Origin of the sequence: Halomonas llamarensis (assembly GCF_023555005.1) — a bacterium.
Lineage (GTDB): Bacteria > Pseudomonadota > Gammaproteobacteria > Pseudomonadales > Halomonadaceae > Vreelandella > Vreelandella llamarensis.
Genome location: NZ_JAMJPJ010000015.1, coordinates 46,891 through 60,216, shown reverse-complemented (window position 1 = coordinate 60,216; position 13,326 = coordinate 46,891). Strand labels below are relative to the sequence as shown.

The following is a 13,326-nucleotide window of genomic DNA, read 5'->3' as shown; positions in this document are numbered from 1 at the left end:
TAGCTGACCACTTTCGAACTTACAATGCTTTTTTTAGTTCTTTTGTATTCGCTTTTAGGCGTAGAAAGCGGCTGTCACAGGACGGGTCGAGGAAACGGTTAGGCAGTAATACGCCAATGGTGACCACGTTAAGATAACGGGTACATTGATCGTGGAGCACTGGGGTCACAAATAGCCAATTCGATCTGAAAATATTCCGCATGCTTAAACCAGCCATCTACGGGAATTCTTACATTCGCGCTGTAAAGATGCGATGCAAACCATCACCTATTAACAGCAGGTAAAAGGGGAGAATCTAGATGAAGACTGTGCTGCATCGTGTGGGATATCTGATGAGTTGCTGGCTTTCCTGCCCGAGAGAGGGGCAGCCTAGTTCGGGGCCAGTTGAAGCCGACATTGCAGACTACCTAAAACCGGGAGATGTATTGCTGGTGGAAGGCTCGTCACGGTTGAGCGTGGTGATCCAATATCTCACGCAGTCGTCGTGGTCGCATGCGGCGCTTTATGTAGGCAATGAGCGCGCCAAGCAATATGGCGATCAAGAGCAAGGGTGTTTTATCGAAGCGGATGTAGCACAAGGGGTGCGCGTAGTCGGGCTAAGTGAGTTTGAGGGATGCCATTTGAGAATTTGCCGTCCAATTGGCTTGGCCGAAGAGGACATTGACAGACTCATTGCTTATGCCGGTGAGCGGCTTGGACACCAATATGACTTGCACAACATCGTCGATTTGGCGCGCTATTTTTTCCCTTTACCTCCTATCCCGCAGCGCTTTCGGAAGCACTTTCTTACATTGGGTAGCGGGGATCCCACGCGGGCGATATGCTCGACATTAATTGCACAGGCCTTTCAGTCTATTCATTACCCCATTCTACCGGTTGCGGTTGGTGTCTCGGCGACGGCGCAACCTTTCGCCCGTACGAATGCCTTCTACCTGACTCAGCGCCACTATTCATTATTTACGCCCCGGGATTTCGATTTGTCTCCCTACTTTGCCATTGTGAAACCTCGCTTGACGAAAGACTTTGATCCCTACCGGCTGCACTGGAAATAACGCCTGCAAGCAGGCAAAGCCATTCTGGCGGGGGCTTTCAGGCTCCACCAGCATGAAAAAACGACCGTGGTGCCCCTACGAAAGGTTAAGTCTGCATAATATTACTTGGTTGGGGTATCAAAATAGGCGAAACCTTGTTCCTACCCGCTGGACTGAAAATGATCGTTTTTATAGATGGATTTGGATCTTGGCTGTAAGGAGTCCAAGGCGTGGCTCACTCATTAAGTGTTGCGACAGAACAATCAAGCAGCACAGTGGGTAGCTTGCGCGGAAAATAGCGCGATGCCACTTACGGCAACACCATCAAGGGGAATAGTACTATGTCCATTAATCAACAAAAACGCCAAGACTTACTCGGCAAACTGCGCCGCCAGTTGCGTTATACCGCGCCAGCACTTGCGCTGGTGGCAAGCGGTGGCGCGCTAGAGGCTGTGGCTAGCGGCCAGAACGTTGATGCCATGCCCAATGAAGCATCAAGCACGTTACTGTTGGCCAGCAACCATGCTGAAGCGCAGGCAGAGGGCGAAGCAGAAGGAGAGGCAGAGGGCGAAGCAGAAGGAGAGGCAGAGGGCGAAGCAGAAGGAGAGGCAGAGGGCGAAGCAGAAGCAGAAGCAGAAGCAGAAGGGAGCGCACAGCCCAACGAGCGCACGGCGTTGGTATCACGCCCGGACGGTTACGAACCCGGTTACGACGAAAACGGTGACAACCCTAAATCACTCATTGAACGTGGAGAAATGCTGTTCAACGACACTTCGTTAAGCACCAACGGGCTATCGTGTGCCAGCTGCCACGGCACTGATGGCCAATCGGGTTATCAAGACTCGTTCAACCAGCCTTACCCGCATCAGGTGAGCATGGGGGTCAACCAGTTTGGCATGGACACCGTCCACGCCGATGAGATGGTTCAACTCTGTATGGTGGCACCGATGGCCGCCGAGCCACTGGATTGGGCATCTGACGATTTAGCCGCACTGGCGGCGTATGTGGTGCACGCCAGAGCCCGCTTTGCTGGCGAAGCAGAAGGTGACTGCAACGTCACGATGTGATTATTAAACGGGGCTTTACATAAGTGGTTTTATATAAGCCGCTTTACACCAGCGGGGCAGGTCTTTAAACCTGCCCCGCGTCATTTACGGTTGCGTTGCTAAATCGGCAATACGCGCGAAAATCTCATCGAGTTCGCTGGCAATCTGAGCAAGTTCACCACCATTATTCTGCGCGTAGGGGGCAAACACCGCGCTGGGTGTTTTCCATGATAGCGTAGCAGTGCCTGAAGGATTTTCGGTCACGTAAAAACGCAGTGGTGCTTCGATCATGGCGGGTACGCTTTGACGGATAATGCGCACGGCAAAATCATTGCGAAAAACACCGATCACTTGGTTGCCAGGAATAGTTTCACCGCGCCTGGCCGCCGCGGCGGTGGGGCTTGCTTCGGTAACGACGAACATGTCGGTGTTAAGAACCGCCTCGCGAAGATCTTCTACTAACGCACTGTGGCCCTTTTCGGTCTTGATAACGTCCCAGCCCTCCTGTGGCCAGTCGCCGTGCTCATCCGCGTTGACGGTGAGTGGTAAGGTAAGCAACACGCTAAAAACGAAAAGCGTCGCTAACAAGTACGTGGTGCTGTAAAAGCGTAAGAGAGGGTGTGTCATAAGAAATGCTCCTGTAGTAGGAAATTAAGTGGGCGGTTAGGAAGTAACCGTTTTTTACGCTGATGCCTTGAGGCGCTCGCTCACTTGCGGGCTCGGCGTGGGACGGGCCAGCAAAAAGCCTTGAAACTCATCTACCCCCAGGGTTTTGAGCAGTGCATACTCGTCTTCATTCTCTACGCCTTCGGCTAACACGGCCATGCCCATGGCGTGTCCCAGTGTGACCACGGCGCGGCAGATTGCTTGGTTATCGGGCTTTTGGGGTAGATCGGTGACAAACTCACGGTCGAGTTTTAGCCGCTGTGCGGGTAAATCGCGCAGGTACGCTAGCGAAGTGTGGCCGGTACCAAAGTCGTCCAACGCAATCTCAATGCCCAGCGCGCGTAACCGCTGTAACTGCTCGCGTCCTTGGGCGATATCGTGCATAAGTGTGCTTTCGGTGACTTCAATTTCCACGTCGCTGGCGGGCAAGCGGTAGTGCGCTAACAGCTCTTCAATCAATGCTGGTAGCGCAGGGTCGTGGATATGCTCTGCGCCTAAGTTGACCGCAACGCGCAGTGGATGGCCGCTGTGTCGCCACTTTGCCGCTTGAGCGCAAGCGTGTGTCAGCGCTAAGCGACCAATGGGCACGATCAGGCCGTTTTCTTCCGCCAGTGGAATAAAATCCCCAGGCGGTATCATACTGCCATCCGGCTGTGGCCAGCGAATTAAGGCTTCCGCGCCGACCGCCACGCCATAGGCGTCGAACTGCAACTGGTAAAACATTACCAACCTATCATTGTGAATAGCGTCTTTTAAGGCTTGTAGGCGCTGATGGCGTTGATGTAGGTGAGTGTTGAGCTCGTGCACGAAAAAGTGATAACGCTGCTGGGTTTGTCGCGCGCGATGAGCCGCTAATTGCGCGTGGCGTAAAAGTGCACGGGCATCTTCGCCATCTTGCGGGCCTAACGCGATGCCCGCAACAATTTGGCACTCGATACGTTCGCCATCAATCTCAAACGGTTCAGCCAAGGCGCTCAGCCAGCGTTCAACATCTGCTGTCACGCGGGAGAGTGAGGTGGTAAGGGGGAGGAGGACCGCGAATGTATCGCCGTCTAGACGTGCTGGGGTGGCGGTGACATCCACTTGCTGACGTAAGCGTTGTGCCAGCGCAGTAAGCACTTCATCCCCGCCTTGGTGACCCAATAAGCTATTCACTAAGCGAAAATTTTCCAAATCCAACACGACGAGCGCAAAGCCGTTTTGGCTAGCGGCGGTGTGATAGGCCTGATCGACACGGTCATTAAGCACGTGGCGATTGATTAGGCCAGTGAGTTCGTCGTAACGGTTACGTTGCTCTAGCGCCTGTTCATAGGCTTTGCGGTCAGTAATATCGGTGCCATAAAGGTTGACGTAGTCCGCATCGTGAAGCGGGGTGAGCGTTAATAATAACCAACGATGATCAAGATAATATTCTACCTCCACGAGTTCGCCGCTTGTTAAAGCGCTATCAATGCGTGCTTGCCACGCCTTTGGCACGCACAATTGTTTGGGCTCGCTATCGCTTGGAGCATCGCAGCGCCAGTGATTGAGCAGCACTCTTGCGGCACTGTTGGTGTACAATAGCTCGCCACGACGGTTGATTCGCATTACCGGTTGGCGGTTTTCTTCAGGAAAACGGGCAAGGCTTGCGACGCGCTCTTGGGCTTCACGACGCTCGACGATTTCTTGGCGCAGCCGGCGGTTCGCGTTTTGCAACGCTTGGGAGCAGTTGACCATGTGTCGGGAGAGATTAAACCAATCACGCCATGCCATGCTGACCACCTGATGTTGGTAGCGCCGCCGCCGGTTCTTGTGTGGACATGACGGTGTCGCTAGCCACGTGGCCGAGCAAGTCAAAGGCAAGCTGTTGGTTATTAGCCGAGCGCTCAATGGCTTGTTGGGTATCGTCCAACACTTGCGTTAAATCGCGGATGACGCCGCGGGTTGTCTCTACTTGATGCATCGCGTGGCCTGCGGCTTCATCGGCCGCGCCGGTGGCATGATCAATCGCCGCCGTTACGGTAGCCACGCCGCGCTGGCCAGCATGGCTTTCAGCTTCGAGGGTGTCGATTTGGCCTTGTAATGCTTGCATTTTCTGCGTCACATTAATGGTGGTGTTGGACAGCGTCTCCAGGCGCTGGTGAATATCATCGGCGGCCTTGGCGGCGCTGTCGGCCAATTTATTGACCTCCATCGCTACGACGGCAAACCCGCGCCCAGCTTCTCCGGCGCGAGCTGCCTCGACACGGGCGTTAACGGCGAGCAAATTGGTTTGCGTGGCAATGTGCTGAATGCTGGCGGCCATGTCTTGAATATCTTTAAACTGCTGGCTGAACGTATCGACCGCAGAAGCCGTCTGCTGTGTGAGTGCGCGGCCTTCTGACATGCCATCGGCGACGTGTTGGATACGCGAATTAACGTCGGCGGCGTCGTGATTGGCTTGACGTAGCGTTATGCAACTCTGTTCAGCGGTTGATTGCAGGTGTTCGGCATCTTTGCCGGCCTGGCGGCTGTGATTGAGGACCTGCTCAACGAACGCATGGCGTTTCTGGGAAGCCTGATTTACCGCTTGGGCATTACGTCGAATTGTGTCGGCGAGGTCGGCGATACGATCAAAGCGCTCGCCATGCCCGTGGGTGGTGCGGTTAAAGTGCTGTTTGGCACCGGAGGCGCCAAGCCATGAAACGCCGAAGGGTACCAGCATGGTGAGAGTGAATTGCCAAAGGCTGAAGTCGTTTAGCTGCCAAAGCGCATCGAATTGGTTGATGACTGTCAACAGTGGCCCGACAATCAAGGCGGTTTTTAATGCTCGTGGCCAGAGAGGTGGATGGGTGTTACGCGTGTCTATTGTCTTCATGGGTTTCCTCGTATGGCATTGCAATGACGTATTAAATTGTAATTATGGAACAAACGTTCTTAAAAGTTTGTGACAGTTTTCGCTTTTTGTATTTATTTTAAACCGTTTTAGTCAACAGAGAATGAGTGACGAGGACGGTCAGACCCTTACAATATCAACCCGATATTGTATTAACGGTAGCGATGCATACTTTCTAGCGTTTGAAGGGTATTTCCAAACGTCATTACGCGATAAGCACCTCTATGGCGATATGATGAGTCAGTGCATCAGCACGGCCAGAGCTACCAGCAAACTCCAGTATCTCACGAAGCACCAAAAAGGCGGCTGGTTGGTTAGGCAGTGACAGCAAAAGGCCGCCCGGAAGCGGCCTAAATACAGCTCACGTTACCGTGGCGATCAATTTTCCAGAACGGCTTCCAGCGTGATTTCGGCATTCAATAGCTTTGAGATCGGGCAATTTTGCTTGGCATCATTGGCCGCCTTCTCGAAAGCAGCTTGATCGGCACCCGGTACGTTGCCGCGGGTAGTCAGATGCACTGCTGTCACGGAGAGCGTTTCCGGGTCCAGCGTCACGGTAGCTTCGGTGTCGATGCTGCTCGTCTTATGGCCGGCTTTTTCTAACTCCAGCGAAAACGCCATGGAGAAACAGCTTGCGTGTGCGGCCCCAATGAGCTCTTCCGGATTGGTTCCCTGAGCCCCTTCAAAGCGCTTACGAAAATCGTAGGCGACATTGTTTAGCGTACCACTAGCGGTAGAAATGCTGCCTTCACCATCTTTCAGGCCACCTTTCCATTGGGCGGTTGCCGAATTTGTCATCGTCATAAAAGCTCCGAGTTAATTAGGGGGTTATACTGCTTACGTTTTAATGTGTTGACGCTCATGCTTACCTTGCAGCAACAAGGCTTCCATCGTAAAGACAAGCAACATCGCAAGAGCCTGCGACTAGCAGGGTAGCTTACTATCGCGTTATTTTCTTGGTGCGAGCTGTGCGTGAAAGTGGGAAGTGTGGCAAGGAGAGCCAGATGAACGCAAATGAGATCATAAAACGCAATAATGTGGAGTGGCATCAGGCCTGCCGTGTATCCGAGTACTCTTCGCTAATAACCTGCGGCATTAATGCTTGGCATTTACCACAAGCGCCAACTGTACTGATGCCCCTACTACGGCGATTGCCCCTGCGCCCACCGCTAATGTCGAAATGGGCTGATGGATGGCAAGCAAAATACCCCCGCCCGCCGCTCCCATCGCGCTGCCTAAATAGAGCGCTGATTCATTGAGCGCGACCGCCAAATTGCCGTCGCCATGGGCCTGGCGGATACGAACTAGCTCGTTGTTTTGCGGCACTTGCAGCGCCCAGCCTACGGCGCCCCAAAGCGCAATCGGCAGTAACGCCAGCAGTGGATGAATAGATGCCGAAAAAGGTAGGGCGATCAGCGCGATAAAGAGCAGCAGCATAATCGCCAAGGTCATTATCGGGCCGTTAAATCTGTCGACCAATGGGCCAATCAGAAAGCTGCCTACGACACCGCCAATTCCCCACACCCACAAATAACCGGTGATCGACTCAACAGCACCTGACTCGGCGGCCGCCATTAACGGGGCGATAAAGGTATACATACCTAAGCTGGCAATGGCCGCCAATAAAGAAACTGTCAGAATGCCCATGGCATGGGGGCTTTTCAAAATCGCCAGTTTGCGGACAAGTGACAGTGTTGGTGCGGCTGGAAGCGCAGACAGTTTAAGCTGTAGCCCCGCGCAGGCGATGAAGCCGAGTACTGCGATTAGCCACATGGCTGACGCCCAACCTAAGCGTTCCGCCATCAGCAGGCTGACAGGCACCCCCAGTACCGTTCCACTCGCCATGCCGCCCATAATGATCGCAATCGCTTTACCACGCTGCACTTCGGGCGTGATGGCGGCTGCGGCGGCAATGCCCATGGCAAGATAAACCCCTGCGCCCACGCCTGCGATAGCTCGCCATATAGCGAGGGATATAAAACTGGTGACCAGCGCACTGGCGATGTTAGCCACTATAAAAATCGCTAACGCCACCAGTAAGCCCAAGCGTTGATGATGGCCGGGCAGTAGTGCCACGATGACGGGCGAGCCTAAGCCATAGGCCAGTGTGAACGCCGTGACTAATTGAGCGGCCTTGGCTGCAGAGACACTAAAAGCGTCGCCGATAAGTGGAATAAGCCCAGCGGTGACATAAGAGGCCATCCCCAGCGCAAATGCACCCAAGGCAACTAAATAAACCGATAAACGAGATTGGTCAGCCATCACACTCTCCAGGTTAGATAAGGATCGATAGGTCATCGCTAGTTATGTCAGCGAGAGGCTATTCTGGAGAGGGTTTTAAAGGGGTACAATTTAACCATTTATGCTATTACTAAAAGTGATAAGCTATTAAAAATGATAAGTTAGTAAAGGTAACAAGATGACTGTTCCCCGAACGCTCACTCGAACGCGGGAAGACTTGGCTGCATTTCTACGTAAGCATCGCGATAAAATCGCGCCGGAAGAGGTGGGGCTGCCACGTGGTCGCCGACGGCGCACGCCTGGGTTAAGGCGCGAAGAGGTCGCCGCGTTAGCGGGCGTGGGGCTGACTTGGTATACCTGGTTGGAGCAGGGCCGAGATATTAGCGTATCGGCGACGTTTCTGGACAACTTATCCAAGACGCTCAAGTTGGATGCGGCGGAACGCCGCCATCTGTTCCTGCTTGCCCATCAGCGGCTACCCTCTGAGCTAGGTAAAACCTGGTGTAGCGTGCCGCCGCTGGTGCAAACATTGATGGACGACCTGCCCACGCGGCCCGCTTATATCCTCAACTTACGCTGGGATGTACTGGCCTGGAACGCCGCCGCCGATAAGCTGTTCAACTTCTCTGCTCACGTGCCGGAACGCCGCAATATGCTGTGGTTGTTATTTACCGACCCTGCCATGCGCCTACTGTTATCACCCTGGGAAGAGCAGGTTTGCCAAATGCTATCCAGCTTCCAACGCGACTTTGCCCGTGCGGCTGAGGATCCCGCTATCGATGGGCTGGTCGAAGAGTTAACCAAAGTGTCGCCTGAGTTTAAGGCATGGTGGAAAAATCAGGAGGTCAACGCGCCCTGTCAGGGAGTGCGTCATCTATATCTTGAAGCGCTTGGTGCCGTGGCGTTTGAACACACGACGCTCACCGTGGATGACGAGCGCCACCTGCGGCTGGTTTACTATGCGCACAAGGGAACCGATACCGAGCGGCGGACTTTTAATGAGTGGATGGTGGACTGACTTGTTAGAAGAACCAGCTATTATAAAATTGCTATTGGGTTAAGTACGACTCAACCGATAACGCAGTTTAGGCAGGGAGCGAGCAAAAGGGGGCAGGCGGGTAGCCATAATGAGCGCAGCAATAGCGGCGTACATGGCCCATTCGCTCATGTCGGCGCGTACGACCCAGAAAAAGTGCAGCAGCACCAAGCTTAAAATGAGGTAGGAAAATTTGTGCAGCGGCTTCCAGCGTTTACCCAGGCGCTTCATCGACCATTTGTTGGATGTGGCGCCGAGTACGGACAGGCCGATCAGCGCGATCATGCCGACGATAATGTAGGGGCGCTTGACGATCTCGCTGCCCAGCAGTGCCCAGTTAAGCCCCAAGATGAATAGCGCGTAACTGAGCATATGCAGGGTGGCGTAGGCCAGCGTCCAGAGCCCCAACTGGCGCCGGATCAGCGCGAAGCCTTTCCAGCGGGTGAGCTTGGTCAGCGGCGTCAGGCTGAGGGTGAGCAGCAGCATCCACAGCCCGCCAATGCCAATGTTGAGCAACAGGTAGCGCCCTGGCTCCGGGCCGGCGGCGTTGTTCGCCACCTGCCAACTCCAGAATACCAACGGCGCTAGTGCGGCCAGAAACACCGCCACGCGCCAGACTAACCATTTGCGCTGCGTTGCCATCAGTAGTGCTTCCTCAAGTCCATGCCGGCATATAGCTCGGCGACTTCATCTTCGTAGCCGTTAAACATGCGAGTGTCGATGGTGTTGGTGCTGAATAGACTGTTAGGTAAGCGCCGCTCGGTGGCCTGGCTCCAGCGGGGGTGGTCCACATTGGGGTTAACGTTGGCATAAAAGCCGTACTCATCCGCGGCAATCTGCTGCCAGGAGTTAATCGGCTGCTCTTCTACCAGTGAGATGCGCACAATCGACTTGATGCTTTTAAAACCGTATTTCCAGGGCACTACCAGCCGTAGGGGGGCGCCATTTTGGTTGGGGAGTTCGCGGCCGTACATGCCCATGGCCATGATCGTCAGTGGGTGCATGGCTTCGTCCAGGCGCAAGCCTTCCACGTAGGGCCAGTCGATGATCGAGAATGAGGAGCGCTGACCGCGCATCTGTTCGGGGTCTACCAGGGTTTCAAAGCGCACGTACTTGGCTTTGCTGGTGGGGTCGGCACGCTTGATGATTTCCGCCAGCGGAATGCCCAGCCAGGGGATCACCATCGACCAGGCTTCTACGCAGCGCAGGCGGTAAATGCGCTCCTCAAACTGTGAAGGCTTGGCGAAGTCCTCTAAGGCAAAACGCCCTCCGTTGTTAACCTCACCATCCACTACCACGCTCCACGGCTCGGTCTGCAGGCTGCCTGCATAGCGGGCAGGGTCGCCTTTGTCGGTGCCGAACTCGAAAAAGTTGTTGTAGCCACTGGCGTCATCAAAGGGGGCGATTTTATCTTTTTCTGGGTCGCTAGGGGTGATGGCCCGCCATTGGGTGTCGCTGATTTTCTCTTTCAGCCACGCTGGCGCATTGCCGTCGGGTACGTCTGAGTAGTCGGCGTTAGCGCGGGCGTGGCCGGAAAGGGCAAGTCCTGCACCTAAGCCCGCCATGCCGCCCATAAAGCGCCGCCGGGAAAGATAGATAGATTCGGGTGTGACATCGGATTCGTGCAAGTCACTCGGTTTGGCAATTTTGATCAGCATAAGCTGCTCCCACCAATAGTGGATATTGAGTGCTGAGACAAGTCGACCGGGCTGTTAAACGCTTTACCCCAATCAACTCTTTGAGTCGCAGGTGTTTATAATGCCGACTGATTAAAACAGATAGGTCACCTCATAGATGGACTGTTAGATATGGATCGGCTCAGTTGAGCCGACCCAGCGATTCGATCATCAATTGCCGCGGTAGGTGGAGTAGCCGTACGGGCTGAGCAGCATCGGCACGTGGTAGTGCTGCATGGTGTTCTCCACCTGGAAGAGCACCGGAATCTCCGGGAAGAAGGTAGCGGTGTCACGCGCCTCGAACCATTCGCCGGTTTCGAAGGTGACGCGGTACACGCCCGGCTCAAAGCTTTCGTCCTCAGGGTAAAGAGCCGAGATGCGGCCAGCGTTGTCGGTGGTTTCAGTGGACAAATATTTCCATCCTGTGTCGGTGCGCCGCTCAAGCTCGACCTCGACGCCCGGCGACGGCTGACCATTCTGGATGTTAAGCACGTGGACACTAAGCGGGTTGTCGGCGGCCATAGCAGTAGCGACGGCGCTGCTTAGGACGATACCAGCACCTAGTAGAGGCAGTCGAGTCAGTCGTGATGTCATGAGAATCTCCTTGTTAAATTGACAACGCCATCCTGACACACCTGTCTCGTCAATCACCTGACGCCAGGATTACAGCTTTGTAATAGGAAAAAAGCCCGGGGTCGACTATTCTGTGCCGATTTCGCGGAGGGCGGCATGCATATTTTGGTGGTGGAGGACGAGCATAAGACCGCTGACTACCTAAGCAAAGGGCTCAGCGAGTCGGGGTATCGTGTTGAGGTGGGGCGAGACGGTTACGAGGCGTGGTATTTGATCGAAGAGTGTGAGTTTGATCTGATCATCCTTGACGTCATGCTACCGGGACTTGACGGTTGGCAGCTGTTGAAACGGATCCGTCGCCGCAGCCAGGTCCCTGTTCTTTTTCTGACTGCCCGTGATGCAGTGGAATACCGTGTCAAGGGGCTGGAACTGGGCGCTGACGACTACCTGATTAAGCCATTCTCTTTCGTCGAGCTGTTAGCGCGGGTGCGAACACTGCGGCGTCGCGGCCCGGTTCGCGAGGCTGAGTACTTTCGCGTGGCTGACCTGGAGATGGACGTGCTTCGCCGTCGGGTGACTCGCCAGGGTGAGCGCATCGGGCTGACCAATAAAGAGTTCGCGCTGCTAGAGTTGTTTCTTGATCGTGAAGGAGAAGTGCTGTCGCGCACTTATATTGCCTCACGGGTTTGGCAGATGAACTTTGACAGTGATACCAACGTGGTGGAAGTTGCGGTCCGACGGCTACGTGCCAAGGTTGACGATGCCTACACCCCCAAGCTAATTCACACCGAGCGCGGCATGGGCTACGTGCTGGAGGCGCGTGCCTAATGCGGATCCACCATTCTCTGGCGGCGCGCTTGTCGTTGCTGTTTGCCCTTGTCAGCGTACTGCTGCTGGGCAGCATCGGCGCCTACCTTTATCACACACTGAATCGTGAGATCGCGTGGCGCGACGACCAGATGCTGCGCGGACGCCTGGAGCGCATGGAAACGCTGCTTGACGGCGGTGAGAGCATTGCCGCTCTGCGCCAACGCCCCCAACTCTACGCCAACATGCTAGGTAACCGCGATAGCCTCTTGTGGGTACTAGACACCAAGGGCAATGTACTGATCGAGGTTAATCCAGGGAATCTGCCTGTGCCCGATCTACTGGCCAGTGAAGGGGTACGGCTCGATAATGTGCGCGGAGAGAGTCCGGCGCGAGTGGCGTGGCAGACCTTCGAGCAGGACGGGCGCTCACTAACGCTGGTGGCCGGTAAGCTACTCGACGAACGACGGCAGATGCTAGCGGCTTACCGGTTACGGCTATGGCTGGCCTTGGCCGCTGGCGCGTTATTCGCATTTTTGCTGGGGTGGGGCGTTAGCCGGCGTGGGCTTCGCCCATTGCGGCGATTGTCGGAGCAGGCCAACCGCATCGATATGCATCACCTAAATCGTCGCTTGGACATCGACCGTGAGGCAAAAGAGATCGTTGCCCTAAGTCACGGTCTCAATCGGATGCTGCATCGTCTGGAGGGAGGCTTCTCTCAGCTATTCCGGCATTCTGCGGATATGGCCCATGAGTTGCGGACGCCCTTGACTAACCTGCTGGGGCAGACACAGCATACCCTGCGCCGGGAACGAAGCGCCGAGGAGTATCGGCAGGTGCTTGAATCTAACATTGAGGAATACGAGCGTCTGTCACGAATGATTGACAGTATGCTGCTGCTGGCGCGCACTGCAAATCCCTTGAAGGAAATCCCGCGTGAAGTGGTTGACCTGCGCCTGCTAGTTGAGCAGCTCTGCGAGTATTTCGAGGGCATGGCGGAAGACGAAGGGCGCAGGCTAGTCAACCAGTCAAATGGAACCATTCTCGCCAACCGCGATCTGCTCCGTAGGGCGCTGGCCAATCTTATTGCCAATGCGCTGCGTTATGGTCGCTTTGAAACACCGATTCATATCGGCACCTCGAACATCGAAGGATGGGTCAAATTGTGGGTGCATAACTACGGTGAAGCACTATCTCCTGATGATTTACCCCGCGTGTTCGAGCGGTTCTATCGCTGCGATCCAGCAAGAACCAGTCTGGCCAACTCGGGAGGACTTGGGCTGGCTATTGTCCGCTCCATTGCTCAATGGCACGATGGTGACGTGCAGGTCGAGAGCCATTCTGAGAAAGGTACGACCTTTACCCTTTGGCTACCGTGTACGCCCAATGTTTGATC

At 54.9% G+C, this 13,326-nt stretch carries 13 protein-coding genes; 5 read left to right on the top strand and 8 right to left on the bottom strand.

Annotated features, from left to right (window positions below; all coding sequences use genetic code 11):
* The first annotated feature begins 299 nt into the window (after positions 1 to 299).
* Together M8006_RS10485 and M8006_RS10480 are read left to right on the top strand one after the other, a co-directional pair.
* Entirely contained in the window at positions 300 to 1,052 is a 753-nt protein-coding gene (locus M8006_RS10485; RefSeq protein ID WP_250081927.1) for a YiiX/YebB-like N1pC/P60 family cysteine hydrolase, read from the top strand.
* Positions 1,053 to 1,372: 320 nt separating this feature from the next.
* The gene (locus M8006_RS10480; protein ID WP_250081925.1) at positions 1,373 to 2,098 is read left to right on the top strand and encodes a cytochrome-c peroxidase; all 726 of its coding nucleotides are present in this window, start codon (positions 1,373 to 1,375) and stop codon (positions 2,096 to 2,098) included.
* Between the two features lie 84 nt (positions 2,099 to 2,182).
* On the opposite strand, the gene M8006_RS10475 is transcribed toward M8006_RS10480, so the two are convergent.
* From M8006_RS10475 to M8006_RS10455, 5 genes are all read right to left on the bottom strand, one after another.
* Positions 2,183 to 2,704, bottom strand: a complete 522-nt coding sequence (locus M8006_RS10475; protein WP_250081923.1) for a DUF302 domain-containing protein — start codon at positions 2,702 to 2,704, stop codon at positions 2,183 to 2,185.
* Between the two features lie 54 nt (positions 2,705 to 2,758).
* Entirely contained in the window at positions 2,759 to 4,495 is a 1,737-nt protein-coding gene (locus M8006_RS10470) for a putative bifunctional diguanylate cyclase/phosphodiesterase (protein WP_250081921.1), read from the bottom strand.
* Entirely contained in the window at positions 4,482 to 5,579 is a 1,098-nt protein-coding gene (locus M8006_RS10465; protein WP_250081919.1) for a methyl-accepting chemotaxis protein, read from the bottom strand. Before M8006_RS10465 ends, M8006_RS10470 begins: the two co-directional genes overlap by 14 nt.
* Before the next feature lie 396 nt (positions 5,580 to 5,975).
* Positions 5,976 to 6,401: an OsmC family protein gene (locus M8006_RS10460; protein WP_347709757.1), complete on the bottom strand. Its 426-nt coding sequence runs from the start codon at positions 6,399 to 6,401 to the stop codon at positions 5,976 to 5,978.
* 291 nt (positions 6,402 to 6,692) lie between these two features.
* Entirely contained in the window at positions 6,693 to 7,859 is a 1,167-nt protein-coding gene (locus tag M8006_RS10455; RefSeq protein WP_250081917.1) for an MFS transporter, read from the bottom strand.
* A 157-nt stretch (positions 7,860 to 8,016) separates the two neighbouring features.
* Here M8006_RS10455 and M8006_RS10450 point away from each other — a divergent pair, with 157 nt between their 5' ends.
* Positions 8,017 to 8,856, top strand: coding sequence for a helix-turn-helix transcriptional regulator (locus M8006_RS10450; protein WP_250081916.1), 840 nt, complete (start codon positions 8,017 to 8,019; stop codon positions 8,854 to 8,856).
* Positions 8,857 to 8,895: 39 nt separating this feature from the next.
* On the opposite strand, the gene msrQ is transcribed toward M8006_RS10450, so the two are convergent.
* The 3 genes from msrQ to uraH all read right to left on the bottom strand — a co-directional run bounded on the left by msrQ (position 8,896) and on the right by uraH (position 11,144).
* Positions 8,896 to 9,516: a protein-methionine-sulfoxide reductase heme-binding subunit MsrQ gene (gene msrQ / locus M8006_RS10445; RefSeq protein ID WP_250081914.1), complete on the bottom strand. Its 621-nt coding sequence runs from the start codon at positions 9,514 to 9,516 to the stop codon at positions 8,896 to 8,898.
* Positions 9,516 to 10,532 carry a protein-methionine-sulfoxide reductase catalytic subunit MsrP gene (gene msrP / locus M8006_RS10440; RefSeq protein ID WP_250081912.1) on the bottom strand — a complete coding sequence of 339 codons (1,017 nt, stop codon included), beginning with the start codon at positions 10,530 to 10,532 and terminating at the stop codon, positions 9,516 to 9,518. The genes msrQ and msrP overlap by 1 nt, the downstream gene beginning before the upstream one ends.
* A 189-nt stretch (positions 10,533 to 10,721) precedes the next feature.
* A complete protein-coding gene (gene uraH, locus M8006_RS10435; RefSeq protein ID WP_250081910.1) occupies positions 10,722 to 11,144 on the bottom strand; it encodes a hydroxyisourate hydrolase in 423 nt (140 codons plus the stop codon).
* A 135-nt stretch (positions 11,145 to 11,279) separates the two neighbouring features.
* Between uraH and M8006_RS10430 the strand changes: the two genes are divergently transcribed.
* Positions 11,280 to 11,951 (top strand): heavy metal response regulator transcription factor, encoded by a 672-nt coding sequence (locus tag M8006_RS10430; RefSeq protein WP_250081909.1) that lies wholly within the window; start codon positions 11,280 to 11,282, stop codon positions 11,949 to 11,951.
* On the top strand, positions 11,951 to 13,324 hold the full coding sequence (locus M8006_RS10425; RefSeq protein WP_250081907.1) for a heavy metal sensor histidine kinase: 1,374 nt from the start codon (positions 11,951 to 11,953) through the stop codon (positions 13,322 to 13,324). The genes M8006_RS10430 and M8006_RS10425 overlap by 1 nt, the downstream gene beginning before the upstream one ends.
* Positions 13,325 to 13,326: the final 2 nt, after the last annotated feature.